This is a genomic window from Bifidobacterium sp. wkB344 (assembly GCF_003688305.1).
Classification (GTDB): domain Bacteria; phylum Actinomycetota; class Actinomycetes; order Actinomycetales; family Bifidobacteriaceae; genus Bombiscardovia; species Bombiscardovia mizhiensis.
In genome coordinates, this window is record NZ_NPOQ01000013.1 from 150,430 (window position 1) to 171,655 (window position 21,226).

A 21,226-nucleotide genomic window follows, 5' to 3' on the forward strand; every position below is an offset into this window, starting at 1 on the left:
GTGCCCCGTCCTAACGATCCGACTATCACCAAGATCGAGAATGATGGGGATGCGGGTTTGGATGCTTCGGGGAGCGTGTATACGACCAAGCTTGATCCGGTGGTCAGTGGTGAGTGCACGCCTTCCAAGGATGCTGCGCGTCCCAACAAGGTTGTTCTCTACGGGGAGGATCCAGCCAATCCGATTGTGGGTGGGCAAGGTTCGAATGGCGGGGACCTGGTGAAAAGTTCGGACACGTGGGGGTTCAGACTTGGTGAGGCTGCGTGCGAGGTCGATCCCAAAAGCAAGCAGGGAGGGTCCTGGCAGATACAGGACACGAACAAGCAATACCAGTCTCCGGACCCGGGTAACAGGTACAGCGGGTATAGGCGGTACCATGCCTGGGTGGTCGAGTCTATCTCCGGGTTCGGTTTGACCTCCTTCTTCTCGAATATCGGGACGGCGTATTTCGTCTCGGGCGAGAACGTTCCGGATGCGAGCAAGTTCTCGGTCAGCGTGCCTCATACGGTAAACGGGAGCCTGCCCGCAGGTTCAGCAGTCACATTCAAGGGTGAAGTATCACCTACTTATCTCGCCTGGTCCTCGGGGGGTCTGGGGATGACGGATTCCAGGATGGCTGTTTCGATGAAGCAGAAGACTGCCTCAGACTGGACGCCCTTGGTGACCACTCCGGCCAACACTTTCCAGAGGGGTGCGGCGGTCAGCACGGTGTCTTCCGTCACGGATCCGACGACGGGCCTCACGCTTAGCCTGTCCAAGACGGCAGCGTCCACATGGTCCTGGACACTGAACATACCCGTCGGCAGATTCACCGGCTATAACGGGGGCGACGAAACACAGACGTTTGATTTCCGCGTTGAGATGGTTAATCCGATGAACATCCGCTCGGGTCCGGCATCCATTGAGCGGAAGGTCGACATTACGCCCACCATACTGTCCCTGGAGCGGTACGATGTCTTCCAGGTGGCGGGCAGGGCCTACAAGTATGTGGACGGGGATACGAAGGTTCCTGAGACCAAGGGGACTGTGGTGCATGTGACCTGGCCTGGCGGTGGCGGCACGGATGCTACTGTGGGGGACCAAGGCCTATGGCAGGCGGCTCCTCCTGAGGGGATCAACCAGGGTGAGTTCTCCGCTCAGGTGCTTTCCGATGATGCTGAGGGTGCTGACGCACAGGGCAGGTTCCAGGGAGGGAACCAGTCGGCTTCGGTGTCGCATGCGTTGGAGTTCCGGCCTTCCAATTCGGCTTTGCCTTTGACCGGCGGATGGCCGCTTTCGGTGTTCAGGATCCTACTGCTGTCGTCATTGGGGCTGGTCGGCTTCGTGGCATGTCTGAGGAACAAGCAGGAAAGCGGGCACTGACCTCGGAAGCATAAGCCGGGGCCCGTTCTCATCCTTCCAATTCCACGGAGATGAGGGCGAGCCCTGTTTTTTAATCCCCTGCCGCTGCCGCTGTCAAAGCAACATTTGCTCCTAATCCAGGTCGGTCGGAAGAAGAAAATATTTTACTTCTCGCCAGCCGTGTGCCGGGCCTACCAGGGGCAAGACCTGAACAGCCGCAAAACACCCTATCTGAATCCCGGATCACGCCTCTTATCTCAGTACGCTTTTGAGTCGTAATGACAAATGAAGGTGCATTGTTGTGCTCTACATTCAATTGGCTTAATTGGGGATGAGTCAAAAGCAGAGTTGATCTGCACTGGAGCATGATTTCATTGTGGTTTGGGGGGTATTGTATTGAAGCGTTTGCAGGAACGGAACAATAAGGGATCACTGCACGTGCGCCGTTCGATCATCGTCGTTCTGGTAACCCTTCTGGCGACACTGGCCATGGTTGTTCCGCTGGGGCTGAGCGCGCTTTCGGCTGGTCAGGCCAACGCCATTGATGGACAGGACGAGACGGCCAGCAGGAAGCCGCTGCTCTATAGGATGTTGGGATACAACAACAAGATTGATGCCTACCAGGATGAGCTGCGCATGGACTTCATCCTGCGGGTAAAACACAAGGAGTTCGACCCTTCCTGCGCCAATAGCACCGGTGGTGCCGATACCAGGGGCAGTTGCAATCTGGCCTTTGCCTATCAGTACAAGGGCTCAGAATATCCAGCATATTATCGCAGGATAAAGTATCTGAACACCATAGCTTCAGCGTCATCCTCGGATCAGCCCTGGTCCGGAGCCTACAAGTGGGCACAAAACCGAGATGAGTACTTCACTGTGCACACGATAATCAATTCCGGTTTGTATGATTATCTGACTGTTTCCATTGAGGGTGATCTGGCGCTTAAGAATTCTGCCGATGCGTCATATTATCAGCCTGGCGGGGCCAACGAGCCGGTGAATATCTACGCGGTTGTTGGACAGCAGAAAGGGGCACTATCCTGCCTTGTTCCTGGTAGTTCATGGAATTGGGTCGCAGGAATCAATGACTGTGCCACTTTTAACCCTGACACCATGATCAATGCGCCGGACAGGGTATCCAACATTACCTCAGCCTTAACGGCAAATGGCAAGAACTTCACCCTGTATATGCAGACATGCCAAGGCAAAGGCGCTGATCTTCAGTGCAGCGGCCCGTATTCTTGGGTAGGCTGGGATGGCAATCCTTTACTCTATGGAGGCAGTCAGTCCAACTGGGGCATGGTAACCGACTATGGTTTTCCTGATTACAATAGCCTTACTCTTGGGAAAATGCCGGGCTCTGATGCTGGCGTAGCTCCGCCCCGCTCTTTCTTTGCGTACTGGCTGAATGTGCGTGGCAGCACTATCTATAACCCTGATGGCATATGTTCTGAGACCAATTCGTACTATTATCAGTGGGTGGCTCTGAAGGATGGCCAGTGGGTGCCTGTTGATGAGCTGACCCCTGAGCCGGTCCTGGTGACAGGCCAGCAGCCGTCTCCTAATTCGTTGACTACCACGGTAGGCGCGGAAGTCCAAGCTAGTAGGTATTCGGCTTTCAACTTGCCCAAACAACCGACAAATCCCAATGAGATGTTTGCCACTGACAAGAACGGTCAGCCTATGCCTGCCCAGAATTCGGATGGCTCCATCAATTTCAAGGAGGCTAAGGCCAAGCAGGGTCTTGATGGCTATTTCAAGATGGTCACCTGGCCTGTTACGACCAATCGGGACGGCAGCACTTGTACCGTCAGCCCTGAAGTATACAACCCTGATAAGAAGGGTCTCGTCGGGATACACGACGGCATGAACAGCTCGGATGTAGAACGGAATATTTCTGCGGGTTGGACGATCAACAGTGCCTTCTATAAGTATGATGTGCCTCGCCCCAAGGATCCGACGATCACCAACATCCAGAATGATGCAGATGGCAGCTTGGATGCTTCGGGCAGCGTGTATACGTCGAAGCTTGATCCAGTAATCAGTGGTGAGTGCACGCCCTCCAAGGATGCTGCGCATCCAAACAAAGTTGTTCTTTACGGCGAGGATCCCGCCAATCCCATCAGTGACGCGCAGAGCCAGAACGGCGGAGACTTAGTGAAGACCGTAGACACGTGGGGGTTCAGGCTTGGTGAAGTTGAGTGCAAGGTCGATCCCAAGAGCAAACAGGGAGGATCCTGGCAGATACAGGACACCAATAAGCAGTATCCGTCGCCGGATCCAGGCAACAAGTACGACGGGTACCGACGGTATCATGCCTGGGTGATCGAGTCCACATCCGGGTTCGGTCTGACCTCGTTCTTCTCGAATGTCGGGACGGCCTATTTCGTCTCAGGCGAAAACGTCCCGGATGCGAGCAAGTTCTCGGTCACGGTGCCCCATACGGTCAACGGGAGCCTGCCGACGGGTTCGATGGTCACGTTCAAGGGTGTGGCATCTCCTGTGTACACGGCCTGGTCGTCGGGGAAATTGGGGATGACTGATTCGAAGATGGCCATTTCCATGAAGCAGAATGTTGCCTCCGATTGGACCAGCTTGGTAACTACTCCGGCCAATACTTTCCAGAGGGATGCAGCAGCCGGCACCACGTCTTCCGTCGAGGATTCCACGACGGGCCTCACGCTGAATCTTACAAAGGCGGCGGATTCCACCTGGTCCTGGTCGCTGAACATCCCTGCCGGTAAGTTCGCTGGCTACGACGGCAGCGACGAGACGCAGACCTATACTTTCCAAGTTGAGATGATCAACCCGATGAACGTTCGTTCAAGGCCTGCGTCCATCGAGCGGAAGGTCGACATGACACCCACGGCGTTGACCTTGGAGCGGTATGACGTTTTCCAAGTGGCGGGCAAGGCCTACAAGTACGTGGACGGGAATAGGAAGGTTCCTGAGACCAAAGGGACTGTGGTGCATGTGACCTGGCCCGGCGGCAGCGGCACGGATGTCGTTGTGGGGGACCAGGGTTCATGGCAGGCGGTTCCTCCCGAGGGGATCAACCAGGGTAAGTTCTCTGCCCAGGTGCTTTCCGATGATGCTGAGGGTGCTGACGCGCAGGGCAGGTTCCAGGGAGGGAACCAGTCGGCCCCGGTGTCGCATGCGCTGGAGTTCCGGCCTTCGACATCCTCCCTGCCGCTGACCGGCGGCTGGCCGCTGTCCGTGCTCAGGATCCTGCTGCTGATAGCCCTTGGCCTGGTCGGCTTTGTGGCCTGCCTGGGGAACAGGCAGGAGAGCCGCCACTGATCCCGAAAGTATAAGCCAGGACCCGCACTCATCTTTTCATTCCATGAAGGTGAGCACGGGCCCTGTTTTTTAAATTCCTGTACTGCTGCCATTGCCGGAGCAGTATTCGCAACCAATTTGGACCGGACTGAGGGAAGACAGCATATTGCTTCTCGTCGGCTGGTTGCCGGGCCTGTCAGGGTCAAGAACTTGAATGGCTGCAAAACACCCGATTTGAATCCCAGATATTGCCCTTAATTTCTGTAGCCTTGAAAAGGCAAAGAAAAATTTAGATGCATTGTTGTGCTCTATGCGCAGTTGCCTTAATTGGGGGTAAGTCAAAAGCAGAGTTGATCTGTTCTAGAGCATGATTTTATTGTGATTTGGGGGGTATTGTATTGAAGCGTTTGCAAGAACGGGGCGCTAAGGGTTCACAAGGTGTGAGCCGTCCGATAATTGCCGTTCTGGTAACCCTTCTGGCGACCCTGGCCATGGTTGTTCCGCTAGGGCTGAGCGCGCTTTCGGCTGGTCAGGCCAATGCCATCGATGAGCAGGATGAGACGGCCAGCAGGAAGCCTCTGCTCTATAGGATGTTGGGCTACAACAACAAGCTTGATTCCTATCAGGATGAGCTGCGCATGGACTTTATCCTGCGCGTGAAGCACAACGAGTTCGACCCCTCTTGCGCCGATGCTACCAACGGTGCCGACACCAAGGGCAGTTGTAATCTGGCCTTTGTCTATCAGTACAAGGGGTCAGATGACACTTCCTTTTATCGCAGAATAAAGTATCTGAACACCATAGCTTCAGCATCATCCTCGGATCAGCCCTGGTCCGGAGCATATAAGTGGGCACAAAATCAAGATGAGTATTTCACCGTGCACACGATAATCAATTCCGGTCTATATGATTATCTGACCGTTTCCATCGAGGGTGATCTGGCCCTTAAGAATTCTGCTGATGCGTCATACTATCAGCCTGGTGGTGCCAGCGAGCCGGTGAATATATACGCAGTTGTTGGCAAACAGGGCGACGCACTATCTTGTCTTCGTCCAGGTAGTTCATGGAGTTGGAGCTCTGGAATCGATAATTGTCGCAATTTTAACCCTGACACCATGATTAATGCGCCGGACAGGGTATCCAACATTACCTCAGCCTTAACGGCAGATGGCAAGGATTTCACCTTGTATATGCAGACATGCCTGGGCAAGGGCGCTGATCTTCAGTGCAGCGGCCCGTATTCTTGGGTAGGCTGGAACAGCAACCCAAATCTCTATGGTGGCAATCAGGCTAATTGGGGCATGGTAACCGACTATGGTTTTCCTGACTATAAGAGCACTGCTACTGGGGCAATCGCCGGCACTGCTCCAGGAACAGCCCCGGCACGGTCCTTCTTCGTGTATTGGTTGAATGTGCGTGGCAGTACAAGTGATAATCCTGATGGCATATGTTCTGAAACTAATTCCTATTACTATCAATGGGTGGCTTTGAAGGATAGCGAGTGGGTGCCTGTTGATGAGTTGACTCCTGAGCCGGTCCTGGTAACAGGCCAGCAGCCGTCTCCCAATTCGGTCACCACCACGGTTAGCAAGGCAGCCCAAGTCAGTAGGTATTCGGCTTTCAACTTGCCTCAACAAGCGGATAATCCCAATGAGATGTTTGCCACTGACAAGAACGGCAATCCTATGCCTGCCCAGAAAGCTGACGGCGGGATTGATTTCAAGGAGGCCAAGGCCAAGCAGGATCTTGATGGCTATTTCAAGATGGTCACCTGGCCAGTCACCACGAATCGGGACGGCAGCGCTTGTACCGTCAGCCCTGAGGTATACAACCCTGATCAAAAAGGTCTCGTCGGGATACGTGACGGCATGGACAGCTCGGATATAGAACGAAATATTTCTGCGGGCTGGACGATCAATAGTGCCTTCTATCAGTATGATGTGCCTCGTCCTGATGATCCGACGATCACGAAGATTGAGAACGATGCCGACAGTGCTCTCGATTCTTCGGGGAGCGTGTATACGTCGAAGCTTGATCCGGTGGTCAGTGGTGAGTGCACGCCCTCCAAGGATGCTGCGCGTCCCAACAAGGTTGTTCTCTATGGCGAGGATCCTGCCAATCCGATTGCGGGTGGGCAGCGTTCGAATGGCGGGGACCTGGTGAAAGCCGCGGACACGTGGGGGTTCAGGCTGGGCGAGACTGTCTGCAAGGTCGATCCCAAGAGCAAGCAGGGAGGGTCCTGGCAGATACAGGACACCAATAAGCAGTATCCTTCACCGGACCCAGGCAACAAGTACAGCGGCTACAGGCGGTACCATGCCTGGGTGATCGAGTCTATCTCCGGGTTCGGTCTGACCTCCTTCTTCTCGAACGTTGGGACGGCCTATTTCGTCTCCGAGGAGAACACACCGGATGCGAGCAAACTCGCGGTCACTGTGCCTCATACCGTCAACGGGAGCCTGCCGGCGGATTCAGTTGTTGTGTTCAATGGCGAGGCGTCTCCTGTATATACGGCCTGGACCTCAGGAGAGCTGGGGATGACGGATTCCAGTATGGCTGTTTCCATGAAGCAGAAGACCGCCTCGGACTGGACGCCCTTGCTGACCACTCCGGCCAACACCTTCCAAAGGGATGCAGCAGCCGGCACCACGTCTTCCGTGGAAGATTCTGCGACGGGCCTCACGCTGGGCCTGAACAAGACAACGGCATCCACATGGTCCTGGACGCTGAATATACCCGCTGACAGGTTCAGCGGCTACGACGGCAGCGACGAGAAGCAAATGTATGATTTCCGCGTTGAAATGGTTAACCCGACGAGCAGCCGGTCAGAGCCGGCGTCCATTGAGCGGAAGGTCGACATGACGCCGACTACTCTGGTCCTGGAGCGGTATGACGTCTTCCAGGTGGCGGGCAAAGCCTACAAGTACGTGGACGGTGATACAAAGGTTCCCGAGACCAAGGGCACCGTGGTGCATGTGACCTGGCCCGGCGGCAGCGGCACAAATGCGGTTGTGGGGGATCATGGTTCATGGCAGGCGGTTCCTCCCGAGGGGATCAACCAGGGTAAGTTCTCTGCCCAGGTGCATTCCGACGATGCCGAAGGTGCTGACGCCCAGGGCAGGTTCCAGGGCGGAAACCAGTCAGCTTCGGTATCTCACGCGCTGGAGTTCCGGCCTTCCAACTCGGCTTTGCCTTTGACCGGCGGATGGCCGCTTTCGGTGCTCAAGATCATGCTGCTGATAGCCCTTGGCCTGGCCGGCTTCGTGGCCTGCCTGAGAAACAGGCAGGAGAGCCGCCACTGATCCCGAAAGTATAAGCCAGGGCCCGCCCCCACCTCATGAAGTTGAAAGGCTGGGTGGGGAGGGGGTTCTGCCGTTGTTCAACCGACCCCCATCCCACCAATGCAGACTGTGTTTAGTCAAGACTCTGGACGGTCACGAAACACCCTTGTTTGAATCCCAGATCACGCTTTCAGTCTCGGTACTCTTAAAGCATGTAAAAGGGAAAAAGAAGATGTCATAAGTGAAGATGCAGTACTTGTGCTCTAGGGTTTCGTGGTCTGCACTGGCGACAAATCAAGTGTGCAGTCCATCTGACCCTGAAGATGGTCGCATAGTGGTGTGGGGGGTAGCGTGTTGAACCGATTGCATGAAAGGGGCAATAAGGGTCCACGGCATGTGGATCGCCCTATAGTCGCTGTTTTGATTACTCTTCTGGCGACCCTGGCCATGGTTGTTCCGCTAGGGCTGAGCGCTTTGTCGGCCAGTCAGGCCAATGCCATTAATGGGCAAGATGAGACGGCAAGCCGGAAGCCGCTACTCTATAAGATGTTGGCCTACAACGACAAGATTGATTCCTACCAGGATGAGCTGCGTATGGACTTCATTCTGCGCGTGAGACACAACGATTTCGATCCGCAATGCGTGCCGATGCGTGATACTTCTCCTTATGATTCAGTAAACTGCAATTTGTCTTTCGCATATCAGTTTGAAGGAGCACAAAATCCGTCCCACTATCGCAGGATACGGTATCTGAATACTATTTCGACAAACCCTAACGACCCTACTGGCGGTGCTCAGCAATGGGCGGAAAACGAGGACGAGTTCTTTACGGTTCATAAAGTAATCAACTCTGGTTTATATGATTTTCTTGCTGTATCCATAGAAGGTGATTTGTCCTATATGGATACCTCCAATGATCCGAAATATTACGTCACTGGCGGTTATCCGGAACCTTTGAACGTCTACGCAATCGTTGGTCAGCAAAACAATACGTTGTTGTGCGGAAGTTCCCCATGGACTTCTCCATGGGACTACACTACGAATGACTGCACCTTCGATCCCAGCACTATCAGTAGTAATGTGCAAGACAGAGTTGCCAATATCACTGCAGACCAGGGTAAGGGCATCAAGTTGTATATGGGCACCTGCCTAGGTGATAGTCCGCATCCGAAGTGCAGCGGGCCTGGTTCCTGGGTTGGCTGGAACAACAATCCCCTTCTCTATGGCGGTCACCAGGCCAATTGGGGCATGGTAACGGATTATGGATTTCCTATAGGAGATAAGCCGGTTCCAGGAGTGGCGCCCCCCAAATCCTTCTTTGTGTATTGGTTCAATTTGCGTGGAAATAACAGCGCAGGTGGAATATGCTCCACGACCAACTCTTATTACTACCAATGGGTAGGACAGAAGGATAGCCAATGGGTTCCTGTCGATGCGTTGACGCCTAAACCGGTGCTAGTAACAGGTCAGAAGCCAGCCGTGAATGGCTTGACCAGTTCCTGGGGTCTTCAATATCAGGTCAATGACAACACTGCGTACAATCTGCCAACAAGTTCGGGCAATTCGAACGAATTGTATGCAACTGATAAGAATGGGAACCCCATGCCCGCCCAGTTGCCTGACGGTTCAATCGACTTCAAGAAAGCTCAAGAGTATCAGCAGCTCGATGGTTATTTCAAATTAGTTACTTGGCCTGTCACTACTAATGACGATGGCACCCAGTGCAAGCCGACGGCAAGCACTCCTGAAGTCACCACTAAGATATATGACCCGCAACAGGATGGTCTTGTTGGGATAACAGACGACATGCCTGCAGCTCAGAAAAACACGAATTTGGACGCGGGATGGGCTATCGATACTGCATTCTATAAGTACGATGTGCCTCGTCCTGATGATCCGACGATCACCAACATCCAGAATGATACTGACGGTTCCTTGAATGCCTCAGGAAGCGTCTATACCGGCAATCTTGATCCTGTGGTCAGCGGTGAGTGCACTCCCTCCAAAGATGACACACATCCCAACACGGTTACCTTGTTCGGGGAGGATCCTGGCAATCCCTTCAAGGAGGGGCAGAACAAGAGCAGTGACGATCTGGTGAAAAGCTCGGACTCCTGGGGGTTCAAGCTGGGAGAGACCGTATGCAGGGTCGATCCCAAGAGCAAACAGGGAGGGTCCTGGCAGATACAGGACACCAATAAACAGTATCCGTCGCCGGATCCGGGCAACAAGTACAACGGTTACAGGCGCTACCATGCCTGGGTGACTGAGTCCGCCTCCGGGTTCGGCCTGACCTCCTTCTTCTCGAACATAGGCACAGCCTATTTCGTCTCCAACGAGAATGCTCCGGATGGCAAGCTCTCTGTCACAGTGCCCCATACGAAAAATGGGATTCTGCCGGCAAACTCGGTCGTCACCGTCAAAGGGACTGTTTCACCTATATATACGGCCTGGTCCTCGGGAGGACTGGGGATGACTGATTCCAGGATGGCCGTTTCCATGAAGCAGAACACTGCTTCGGATTGGACGCCCTTGCTGACCACTCCGGCCAACACCTTCCAGCGGGATGCAGCAGCCGGCACCAAGTCTTCCGCCACGAATCCGACATCGGGCTCTGTGCTCAATATTGTCAAGACGACGGCTTCCACCTGGTCCTGGACCTTGAACATACCAGCTGACAAGTTCACCGGCTACAACGGTGACGACGAGACAGAGAAATATACCTTCCAGGTCAAGATGATCAACCCTCTGAATGTCCCTTCGGATCCGGCTTCCATCAACCGGACGGTCGACATGACGCCAACTACTCTGACCCTGCAGCGGTACGATGTCTTCCAAGTGGCGGGCAAGGCCTATAAGTATGTCAACGGCAACACTAAGGTTCCTGAGACCAAAGGCACCATGGTCCATATAACCTGGCCCGGCAATGGCAGCACCGATGTCGCCGTGGGAGACCAGGGTTCGTGGCAGGTGACTCCGCCTGAGGGCATCAATCAGGGAAAATTCACCGCTCAGGTTGCCTCCGATGATGCTGAAAGCAGTGATCCTCAAAGCGGCAACTTCCAGGGAGGAAACGAGTCGGCTGCGGTGTCGCATGGGCTGGAATTCCGGCCCTCCACCTCATCCCTGCCCTTCGCCGGAGGATGGCCGCTTTCCGTGCTCAAGATCCTGTTGATGTTGATACTGGGTCTGGCTGGCTTTGTGGCCTGCCTGAGGAACAGGCAGGAAAGCCGATACTGATTTCGGCTGCATAAGGCAGGGCCTGCGCTCACCTCCGTGGAATTCGGGGGATGAGAGCAGGCCCTGTTCGTGTTTCCTGCCTGTGCGCGAGACGGGACTCGAGTCTAGATGTTTAAAGGGCGGCTGGTGAGAGAACCGCTTGACAGAATCGAACTGTCGACCTTTCCATGACAAAGTGGCCTCCACCCACATCCCAGACCAGCCCCATGAAGACCGTAAACGGTCGCGAAAACTGTTCGCGAAACACGCTATATGAATCCCAGATCATGCTTGCAATTTCAGTGTTCGTAAAGCGCGTAAAGAAAAAGTGATGATGCTATTTTATTATCTCTATGATAGGGTCGAAGCTATTGGGGACAAGTTAAAAGCAAAGTAGAGCCGCTCTAAGGAATAATTATATCTTGGTTTGGGGGTATGGTATTGAAGCGATTGCAAGAACGGAGCGCCAAGGGTCCGCAGCATGTCAGCCGACAGATCATCGCCGTTCTGGTAACCCTTCTGGCGACGCTGGCCATGGTTGTTCCGCTTGGGCTGAGCGCCCTTTCGGCCAATCGGGCCAATGCCGTTGATGAACAGGACGAAACGGCCAGTAGAACACCGAAGCTCTATAGGATGATGGCCTTCAACGACAGGATCGATGCCTACCAGGATGAGCTGCGCATGGACTTCATCCTGCGCGTGAAGCACAATGAGTTTAAGCCGGATTGTGTTGGTGTTGGTGGAACTGACACCAAAAATCCGTCACAATGCAATCTATCCTTCATCTATCAGTATGTTGGTTCTGACAACCCTGGCTATTACAGACGCGTGCGGTATATGAACACTATAACTCCAGATGATTACGTAGACAGCAATAAAAATGCCAATGCTTATGATGGGGCCTTAGCCTGGGCTAGGAATCAGGATGAGTTCTTCACCGTTCACAAGATAATCAATTCTGGTTTGTATGACTACCTGACCATATCCATTGAGGGTGACATGAATATCGCAGATTCGTCTTCTGATCCTGCAAAATTTGCGGTTGGTGGTCACCCTGAGCCCTTGAATGTCTTTGCCATCGTTGGTGACCAGAATAAGGCCCTGTCTTGCGGTAGTTCTTCGTGGTCTTGGACTACCGATAATTGCACAAATTTTGATCCTGCTTCCATGAGTGATTTACAGGCTCAGGACAGATATTCAAATATCACGGCAAGCCTGTCCAAGGACAAACAGATGAAGGTGTATATGGGTTACTGCTTGGACAGCAAAGCAGATATGAAGTGCAGCGGCCCGTATTCTTGGGTCGGTTGGGACTACAATCCAAATCTCTACCAAAACAATCAGGCTAATTGGGGCATGGTAACCGACTATGGTTTTCCTGAATATAGGAACACTTCCACTACTGGGCTAATCAATGCCACTGTTCCGGGCACAGCCCCGGCACGGTCTTTCTTCGTGTACTGGCTGAATCCGCGTGGCAGTACAAGTAATAATCCTGATGGCATATGTTCTGAGACCAATTCGTATTATTACCAGTGGGTGGCTCTGAAGGATAGCGAGTGGGTGCCTGTTGATGAGCTGACTCCTGAGCCGGTCCTGGTGACAGGCCAGCAGCCGTCTCCCAATACGGCGACTACCACGACCAGCAAGGCAGCCCAAGTCAGGCAGTATTCCGCTTTCAACGTGAGTCCAAAGGATCCGAGATATCTCGACAACCCCAACGTGCTTTTTGCCACTGATAAGGATGGCAATCCTATGCCTGCTCAGAAGGATGATGGCGGGATTGATTTCAAGGAGGCCAAGGAGAAGCAGGGTCTTGACGGCTATTTCAAGATGGTCACTTGGCCTGTTACTACGAATCGGGACGGCAGTGCTTGTACCGTCAGTCCTGAAGTGTACAACCCTAAGAGCGCTGGTCTTGTGGGAATCGATGATAACATGTCCGCCGCGCAGAGGGATACGAATATCTCTGCGGGTTGGACGATTAATACAGCGTTTTATAAGTATGATGTGCCTCGTCCTGATGATCCGACGATCACCAAGATCGAGAATGGTGCGGATGCCGACTTGGATGCTTCTGGGAGCGTGTATACGACCAAACTTGATCCGGTAATCAGCGGTGAGTGCACGCCCTCAAAGGATGCTGCGCGTCCCAACAAGGTCACTCTCTACGGGGAGGATCCCAACAATCCCATTGTGGAGGGGCAGGGTGCAAATGGCGATGACCTGGTGAAAAGCTCGGATACGTGGGGATTCAGGCTGGGCGAGGCTGCCTGCGAGGTCGACACTAGCAGCAAACAGGGGGGTTCCTGGCGCATACAGGACACGAACAAGCTGTATTCGTCGCCGGATCCGGGTAACAGGTACAGCGGCTACAGGCGTTATCATGCCTGGGTAACTGAGTCTATCTCCGGGTTCGGCCTGACCTCATTCTTCTCGAATATCGGCACGGCTTATTTCGTCTCAGGCGAGAACGTCCCGGATGCGAGCAAGTTCTCGGTCACGGTGCCCCATACGGTAAACGGGAGCCTGCCGGCGGATTCGGTGGTCACATTCAAGGGTGAAGTATCACCTACTTATCTCGCCTGGTCCTCGGGAGGGCTGGGGATGACGGATTCCAGGATGGCTGTTTCCATGAAGCAGAAGACCGCCTCGGATTGGACGCCCCTGGTGACCACCTCGGCTAACACCTTCCAGAGGGACGCGGCGGTCGGCACCGTGTCTTCCGCCACGGATTCCACCTCGGGCCTTACGCTGAATCTCACCAAGACGGCAGCTACCACCTGGTCCTGGTCGCTGAACATTCCCGCTGACAAGTTCACCGGCTACAACGGCAGCGACGAGACGCAGACCTATGCCTTCCAGGTTGAGATGATCAACCCGATGAACATCCGCTCGGGCCCGGCTTCCATCGAACGGAAGGTCGACATGACGCCTACCACGCTGACCATTGACCGCCATGACGTCTTCCAAGTGGCCGGCAAGGCCTATAAGTATGTGGACGGCAACACGAAGGTTCCTGAGACCAAAGGGACCATGGTGCATGTGACCTGGCCTGACAATACCGGCACGGATGTGGCTGTGGGGGACCAGGGCATATGGCAGGCGGTTCCTCCTGAAGGGATGAAGCAGGGGGATGTCGCCGTCCAGGTGCTTTCCGATGATGCCGAGGGCCCTGATTCGCAGGGCAGGTTCCAAGGCGGGAACCAGTCGGCTTCGGTGTCGCAGGAGCTGGAGTTCCGGCCTTCGACATCCTCCCTGCCGCTTACCGGCGGCTGGCCGCTTTCCGTGCTCAAAATCCTGCTGCTGATAGCCCTAGGTCTGGTGGGCTTCGTGGCCTGCCTGAGGAACAAGCAGGAAAGCCGCCACTGATCCCAGCAGGATCAGACAGGGCCTGTTCTTGCAGGCCCTGTTCTTAATACCCGTGCGCGAGATGGGACTCGAACCCACACGTCCGAAGACACAGGAACCTAAATCCTGCGCGGCTACCATTACGCCACTCGCGCGTACGACATACCCTGCCGTTGAAAGGGCAGCTGGTGGAAGAGCCACTTGACAGAATCGAACTGTCGACCTTCTCATTACGAGTGAGACGCTCTGCCAACTGAGCTAAAGTGGCCTTAGCCTCCCGTCCGGATCTGCCGGAAGAAGACAACATGCTACATCATACTGGATGCGCGCGATAAAAACGCTTTGGGTTTCGGGCCGAGGGTGTACAAGCTTCTTGACACAATGGAGGTATGGATCTCAATGATTTCTATGCCGTCATTCCGGCTGGTGGTGTGGGTACCCGGCTCTGGCCATTGAGCCGTCAGGACCGGCCCAAGTTTCTCTATGATCTGTTGGGGTCAGGCAGAACCATGATCCAGGGTACCTTTGACCGGCTGGCCGGTATTTGCGGGGCCGATCATGTGGTTGTCTCCACTGGCCAGCGGCATGTGGATCAGGTGCGTCAGCAGCTTCCGGATCTGGCTGAGGACGCGCTTTTCGCCGAGCCTGTTCCCCGCGATTCCACGGCGGCTATAGCCCTGGCGACTGCCGTGCTGGCCCAGCGGCATGGCGGGGAAATCATCGTGGGCTCCTTCGCTGCCGACCACGTTATCCGCGACGACAAAGCGTTCGCAGCCTCGGTGGGGCAGGCGGTGGCAGCGGCCCGGGCCGGTTATGTGACCACCATCGGCATCGCCGCCTCTCGTCCCTCCACCGCCTTCGGCTACATCCACCAGGGTCCCTCCCTGGCCGATCGCATTCCCGGCGCCCCGGATGCCCACCTGGTCAGCGAATTCGTCGAGAAGCCGGATGCCTCTACAGCCCAGGCCTACCTGTCTACAGGGGAGTACCGATGGAACGCCGGCATGTTCGTCATGCAAGCGCAGGTGCTCCTGGACTGCCTGCGTCGTTACAAGCCTGAGCTCCACGCCGCGATCATGGCCATTGCCCAGGTCTGGGACCAGGGCGGGCAGGCCCGCAGCCAGGCCATGGAGGAGCACTGGCCGGGCATCGAGAAGATCGCCTTCGACTATGCCGTAGCCGAGCCCCTATCGGCGGCTGGTGGCGTTGCGGTGGTTCCAGGGGGCTTCGATTGGGATGACATCGGTGACTTCAATTCAGTGGCGGGCCTGCTCCCGTCGTCCAACAGGCGCAACATCAAGATCCTTGGGGATGCCGACCGGGTCATGTATTTGGATTCAGCCGGAGACATGGTCGTGCCCGGCTCGGAACGCACGGTTGCTCTTCTGGGCGTGGATGACATGATCGTCGTCGACACTCCCGATGCTCTCCTGGTGGCTCCTAGGGCCCGCAGTCAGGAAGTCAAGGACATGGTGGCCAAGCTGGCCCAGTACGGCTGTGACGACATACTCTGACAGCGATCCGGCTCCGTTAAGAAAATTGACTGATTTTGTTGTCTTCTGTCTGCTTTTGTGAGTAGTTTGGGTTACAGAACCGGGTGCTCGGTAGACCGGGCATCACCTCATGAAAGGACCCGAACAACCATGGCCATCAATCCTCCAGTGGACGCTACCAGCACCAAGGCCTGGGCGGCCTTGCACCAGCACTTCGACGACATGCAGCGCCAGGGGATCGATCTGCGCGCATGGTTCGCCGAGGATCCGCAGCGCACCGAAAAGCTCAGCTTCGAGCTGGGTGATCTCTATATCGATCTGTCCAAGAACTTGATTCAGCCTGAGACCCTGTCCCTGCTGGCCCAGCTGGGCCGCGAGGTCGGCCTTGAGGAGCGGATCGAGGCCATGTTCAACGGCGAGCACATCAACAACACCGAGGACAGGGCCGTTCTGCACACAGCCCTGCGCCGTCCCGAGGAGGATCGCGGCCGACTGATCGTGGACGGCCAGGATGTGGTGGGCGATGTCCGCGACACCCTCAAGCGCATCTATGCCTTTGCCGACCAGGTCCGCTCGGGAAGCTGGACCGGTCTGACTGGCAAGCGGATCACCACCGTGGTCAACATCGGCATCGGCGGTTCCGACCTTGGTCCGGTCATGGCCTACGAGGCTCTGAAGCCCTATGCGGATGCCGGCATCAGCGCCCGCTATATCTCCAACATTGACCCCAACGACCTGGCCGAGAAGACGCGCGATCTGGACCCGGAGACCACGCTCTTCATCATCGTCTCCAAGACCTTCACCACCCTGGAGACCCTGACCAACGCCCGCCAGGCCCGTGCCTGGCTTCTGAAGAGCCTGGGGGAGCGTGGCCTGCTGTCCAAGGACGGCGAGGACCTCTCGGCCGAGGCCATCCGTCGGCACTTCATCGCCGTCTCGACCGCCCTGGACAAGGTGCGCGACTTCGGCATCGATCCTGACAACGTCTTCGGCTTCTGGAACTGGGTCGGCGGCCGGTACTCGGTGGACTCCGCCGTGGGCACCTCCCTGGCCATCACCATCGGCCCCGAGCGCTTTGAGGAGTTCCTCAAGGGCTTCAACACCGTTGATCGCTACTTCCGCGCCACTCCTCTGGATCGGAACGTAGTTGCCCTGATGGGTCTGCTCAACGTCTGGTACGTCAACTTCTTCGGCGCCCACTCCCACGCCGTGCTGCCCTATGACCAGTACCTGCACCGCTTCCCGGCCTACCTGCAGCAGCTGACCATGGAGTCCAACGGCAAGTCCGTGCGCTGGGACGGCACCCCGGTGACCAGCCTGACCGGCGAAATCTTCTGGGGGGAGCCCGGCACCAATGGCCAGCATGCCTTCTACCAGCTGATCCACCAGGGCACCCGCCTGATTCCCGCTGACTTCATCGCCTTCGCCAACACTCCCAACCCGGCCAAGGACGGCGACCAGGACGTGCATGAGCTCTTCCTGGCCAACTTCCTGGCCCAGACCAAGGCATTGGCCTTCGGCAAGACCGCCGACGAGGTCCGCGCCGAGGGCACTCCGGAGGCCATCGTCCCTGCCCGTGTCTTCACCGGCAACCGGCCCACCACCTCCATCTTCGGCGATGCGCTGACCCCGGCAGCCCTGGGCGAGCTGATTGCCCTCTACGAGCACATCACGCTGACCGAGGGCACGGTCTGGGGCATTGATTCCTTCGACCAGTGGGGCGTTGAGCTGGGCAAGAAGCTGGCTCGCGAGATCACCCCGGCCATCTCCCGGGATGACCAGGCGCTGGCCGAGCAGGATCAGTCCACTAAGTCCCTGATTGCCTTCTACCGGGCTCACCGCCGCTAATGTCCAGCCGGGCCCTTGCAGGTCCGGCTCGTGGTATATTATTGGACAGTTGTTTGCCGGAAGGGCAGCTGCCGCATGGGCTCCCTTCCTTTCAGGTCCAGCCGGATGCTCCGGCGGATCGGCACCCCCGACGGCAGACCGTCGGGTTCCGTCCAGGATCGCCTCCTTTGGTGGTTGCGGTCCATGTCATGGGTCGATGTGCGGCGGCCATGGAGGAACAGCATGAACGCGATTCAGGAATTTGACGCCAGCCACATGAAGCCTGCGGAGCAGATCCCCGACTTCCGTCCCGGCGATACCGTCGAGGTCAACGTCAACATCACTGAGGGCAACAACTCCCGTATCCAGGCTTTCACGGGCGTGGTGATTGCCCGTCAGGGCTCCGGCGTACGCGAGACCATTCTGGTGCGCAAGGTCAGCTTCGGCGTGGGCGTCGAGCGTCGCTTCCCTCTGCACTCCCCGCAGATTGACTCCATCAAGGTGCTGCGCCACGGCCGTGTCCGCCGCGCCAAGCTCTACTACCTGCGTGGGCTGCACGGCAAGGCCGCCCGCATTGTCGAGCGTCGCGACAACAAGGCCGAGTCCAACAAGTAGGATTCAGCCAGGGCGACCCAGTCCAGGCCTGGCCGCTAACACCCGGGATGTAATGCTCCCGGGTTTTTCCATGCTTGGGTGTGTACGCTATGAGGCATGCGGAACCTTTTTGCGTGTGGGTTCCGGCGGATGACAAGGAGTGGATATGGCCCTTCGGGATGAGGAAGCAACCTCGTCGGGACTCTGGTACCCGGACGGCAGGCAGGCCACCTCAGCCCCGGTGCCGCCCCGTCATGCCTTCGACCGCCCGGGTGGGCGCGGCTCCACCAAGGGCAGTCACCCGCGGCTGGGCGAACGCGGTTTTCTGCCTGAGTTTTTGTTCGAGCTGGTTGCCTTGCTGGCCGTCGTCGCCATCCTGCGCATATTTTTGTTCAGCATCTACGTCATCCCCTCCGGTTCCATGGAGAACACCCTTGGCATCGGAGACAGAATCCTGACCACTCACCGGCTGACCAGATCCATGATGGCTCCCCGCCGAGGGGATGTGGTGGTTTTCACTGATCCTGCCAACTGGCTAGGCGAAGAGTCCACACCCAGCTTCCGCGGCAGTCACCTGGTCAAGCGCCTGATCGGCATGCCCGGCGACACAGTGGCCTGCAAGGGTCATGGCGCCCCAGTCACCGTCAACGGCGTCGCCTTGGATGAGAGCTCCTACCTGCGCCCAGGAGTGGAGCCCAGCTCCTTTGCCTTCAAGGTCAAGGTAGACCCTGGGTACGTCTTCGTTATGGGTGACAACCGTTCCAACTCCGCCGATTCCCGCCTGCACAAGGACGACGGCCACAATGGCCTGGTCCCCATGGACAACATCAAGGGCACCGCACTGCTGACCTATTACCCGGTGGGCAGCTGGAAGCTGCTCAACAACCAGCACAAGGTCTTCGACTCCGTGCCCGAGCCAACGCAGGACTGAACCGGCTGTGAGGCGGATCCTACCGACCCTGGCCACCGAGGCTGCCTTGGCTGACCAGGGAGCCGAGTATGTGCTGGGCCTGGATGAGGTCGGCCGCGGAGCCTTGGCAGGTCCGGCCATGGTCGGCGTGGTGGCGGTCCGGTCCGCCGACCTGCCTCATCTGAAGATCCCTGACGGGGTGGCTGATTCCAAGATGCTGACCCCTGCGCGTCGACTGGCCATGTACCGTGACCTGGAGGACTGGGCTGCCGGTTGGGCGGTGGGGGCCTGCTCCAATCATGAGATCGATCAGTGGGGCATCGTCCACGCCCTGGGCATCGCCGCTCTGCGTGCACTGGCCGAGTTGGAGCATGGGATGAACCTGGGGGCAGACTGCAATCTGGCAGCCATCCTCGACGGTCCCCATGACTACATCACCCCGGCCGCTGATAGCTTCGATGCCCCCGACCTCCCGATTCTGCCCAAGGTTTCCACCCAGGTCAAGGGTGATGCCCACTGTGCCAGTGTGGCTTGTGCAGCAGTCATCGCCAAGGTCACTCGTGACCAGCTTATGGTTCGGCTGGCTGCCTCCGATCCCGCCCTGGCCCCCTACCAGTGGGAGCACAACAAGGGCTATGGGTCGCCTGCGCACCTGGAGGCCATTCGCCGTCTGGGGCCCAGCCGTCTGCACCGGGTCAGCTGGCATTTGCCTTCGTCCGGTCCCGGCAGGGGCTAATATCGGAACGGTCGACACGGCTATCGGAAGAAGGTCACATGCCCGCAGGCAGCGGGGGCAGGTCACGGTCCAAACGCCCCTCCATGTTCGAGGTTGCCCGGCTGGCCGGGGTCTCCCACCAGACCGTGTCCAGGGTCATCAACAACTCTAAGGACGTTTCTCCAGCCACTCGGATCAAGGTCCAGCAGGCCATCAGGAAGCTGGGCTACCGTCCCAGCAACTCTGCCCGGGCCCTGGCATCCAGCCGCAGCCGGACCATCGGACTGGTGGCTGGCGGTGTCAGTCTCTTTGGGCCTGTTTCGTCAATCACGGCCATCGAGACCGTGGCCCGTTCCCATGGACTGTTCATGTCGGTCATGATGGTGGACGAGTCGGCCTGCACGCTTGCCGGATTCCAGGAACTCTGCGGCACCTTCCTGGAGCAGAATGTGGATGCCTTCATCTTTCTGACGCCGACCGACACCATGTTCCAGGCCGCCTGCCAGGTTGAGGTGAGCCAGCCCCGGGTCATCGTCACCTCCACGCATGGCATCACCAGCGTCGAAGAGGCTCTGAGTCGCCGACGGGGTGACGGCCGTATTGCCCTGACCGGAATCGACCAGTGGGGTGCCGTTCAGCGGCTGGCCCGGCTGCTGGTCTCCCGGGGCCATAGACGGGTGCTCTACATGGCCGGACCTGCGCAGTGGCGGGATGCAGCCACCCGGCTGGCCTCCTGGAAGGTGGCCTGCGCTCGCTGCCGCATACGAACCGCCGTGGTCCACGCCCGCAGCTGGGAGGCGGGGGAGTCCTACACGCTGATGAACCACCTGATCGATCAGCGGGGCATGAGCGGTACCTCCCTGCCATCCGCCGTGGTCACCGCCAATGACAATCAGGCTGTGGGCGTGGCCCGGTCCCTGCAGGAGCATGGCATCCGCATTCCCAGTGACATCAGTCTGGTGGGCTTCGACGATGTACCCACGGTAGACAACATGTATCCGCCGCTGGCCACGGTCCGTCCCCGCTTTGAGGATCTGGGGGTGGCCACCATGCGTCAGGTCCTGGCCCTGCTTCACCAGGGGCAGCCGGTGGACTTCCCGGTCACCCACCATGGGGTTGGGCTGATCCAAGCGGATGTGATTCAGCGTCGGTCACTGGGCTACGCCATCAAGCGCCTTTGACCACTGTTGGCTAGCACCCGCTGGTTTGCCTGATG

11 protein-coding genes and 2 tRNA genes are annotated in these 21,226 nt (G+C 57.1%); 11 read left to right on the forward strand and 2 right to left on the reverse strand.

What is annotated here, in order from left to right; translation table 11 throughout:
• The 5 genes from CI601_RS08540 to CI601_RS04135 all read left to right on the forward strand — a co-directional run bounded on the left by CI601_RS08540 (position 1) and on the right by CI601_RS04135 (position 14,492).
• On the forward strand, positions 1-1,362 hold the full coding sequence (locus CI601_RS08540) for a hypothetical protein (protein WP_259465307.1): 1,362 nt from the start codon (positions 1-3) through the stop codon (positions 1,360-1,362).
• Positions 1,363-1,779: 417 nt separating this feature from the next.
• Entirely contained in the window at positions 1,780-4,641 is a 2,862-nt protein-coding gene (locus tag CI601_RS04120; protein WP_259465308.1) for a hypothetical protein, read from the forward strand.
• A 419-nt stretch (positions 4,642-5,060) separates the two neighbouring features.
• A complete protein-coding gene (locus tag CI601_RS04125; protein ID WP_229132602.1) occupies positions 5,061-7,922 on the forward strand; it encodes a hypothetical protein in 2,862 nt (953 codons plus the stop codon).
• Positions 7,923-8,240: 318 nt separating this feature from the next.
• Positions 8,241-11,141, forward strand: a complete 2,901-nt coding sequence (locus CI601_RS04130; protein WP_259465309.1) for a hypothetical protein — start codon at positions 8,241-8,243, stop codon at positions 11,139-11,141.
• A 414-nt stretch (positions 11,142-11,555) separates the two neighbouring features.
• A complete protein-coding gene (locus CI601_RS04135; RefSeq protein ID WP_183129743.1) occupies positions 11,556-14,492 on the forward strand; it encodes a hypothetical protein in 2,937 nt (978 codons plus the stop codon).
• 53 nt (positions 14,493-14,545) lie between these two features.
• Here the strand turns inward: CI601_RS04135 and CI601_RS04140 are convergent.
• Positions 14,546-14,626, reverse strand: a tRNA-Leu gene (locus CI601_RS04140).
• Positions 14,627-14,666: 40 nt separating this feature from the next.
• Positions 14,667-14,739: transfer RNA gene (locus CI601_RS04145), tRNA-Thr, on the reverse strand.
• A 121-nt stretch (positions 14,740-14,860) separates the two neighbouring features.
• Between CI601_RS04145 and CI601_RS04150 the strand changes: the two genes are divergently transcribed.
• The 6 genes from CI601_RS04150 to CI601_RS04175 all read left to right on the forward strand — a co-directional run bounded on the left by CI601_RS04150 (position 14,861) and on the right by CI601_RS04175 (position 21,191).
• A complete protein-coding gene (locus CI601_RS04150) occupies positions 14,861-15,985 on the forward strand; it encodes a mannose-1-phosphate guanylyltransferase (protein WP_121914407.1) in 1,125 nt (374 codons plus the stop codon).
• 129 nt (positions 15,986-16,114) lie between these two features.
• Positions 16,115-17,812 carry a glucose-6-phosphate isomerase gene (gene pgi / locus CI601_RS04155; protein WP_121914408.1) on the forward strand — a complete coding sequence of 566 codons (1,698 nt, stop codon included), beginning with the start codon at positions 16,115-16,117 and terminating at the stop codon, positions 17,810-17,812.
• 222 nt (positions 17,813-18,034) lie between these two features.
• Positions 18,035-18,406, forward strand: a complete 372-nt coding sequence (gene rplS, locus CI601_RS04160; RefSeq protein WP_024627419.1) for a 50S ribosomal protein L19 — start codon at positions 18,035-18,037, stop codon at positions 18,404-18,406.
• Positions 18,407-18,551: 145 nt separating this feature from the next.
• A complete protein-coding gene (lepB, locus tag CI601_RS04165; RefSeq protein ID WP_121914409.1) occupies positions 18,552-19,316 on the forward strand; it encodes a signal peptidase I in 765 nt (254 codons plus the stop codon).
• Between the two features lie 7 nt (positions 19,317-19,323).
• A complete protein-coding gene (locus CI601_RS04170) occupies positions 19,324-20,031 on the forward strand; it encodes a ribonuclease HII (RefSeq protein ID WP_121914410.1) in 708 nt (235 codons plus the stop codon).
• Between the two features lie 38 nt (positions 20,032-20,069).
• Positions 20,070-21,191, forward strand: a complete 1,122-nt coding sequence (locus CI601_RS04175; RefSeq protein ID WP_029676182.1) for a LacI family DNA-binding transcriptional regulator — start codon at positions 20,070-20,072, stop codon at positions 21,189-21,191.
• The last annotated feature ends 35 nt before the right edge of the window (positions 21,192-21,226 follow it).

Bases quoted from the DNA above. Each gene is read 5' to 3' on its own strand.
- CI601_RS04135 (WP_183129743.1), top strand. From the start codon at position 11,556: ATGGTATTGAAGCGATTGCAAGAACGGAGCGCCAAGGGTCCGCAGCAT.
- CI601_RS04150 (WP_121914407.1), top strand. From the start codon at position 14,861: ATGGATCTCAATGATTTCTATGCCGTCATTCCGGCTGGTGGTGTGGGT.
- pgi (WP_121914408.1), top strand. From the start codon at position 16,115: ATGGCCATCAATCCTCCAGTGGACGCTACCAGCACCAAGGCCTGGGCG.
- rplS (WP_024627419.1), top strand. From the start codon at position 18,035: ATGAACGCGATTCAGGAATTTGACGCCAGCCACATGAAGCCTGCGGAG.
- lepB (WP_121914409.1), top strand. From the start codon at position 18,552: ATGGCCCTTCGGGATGAGGAAGCAACCTCGTCGGGACTCTGGTACCCG.
- CI601_RS04175 (WP_029676182.1), top strand. From the start codon at position 20,070: ATGCCCGCAGGCAGCGGGGGCAGGTCACGGTCCAAACGCCCCTCCATG.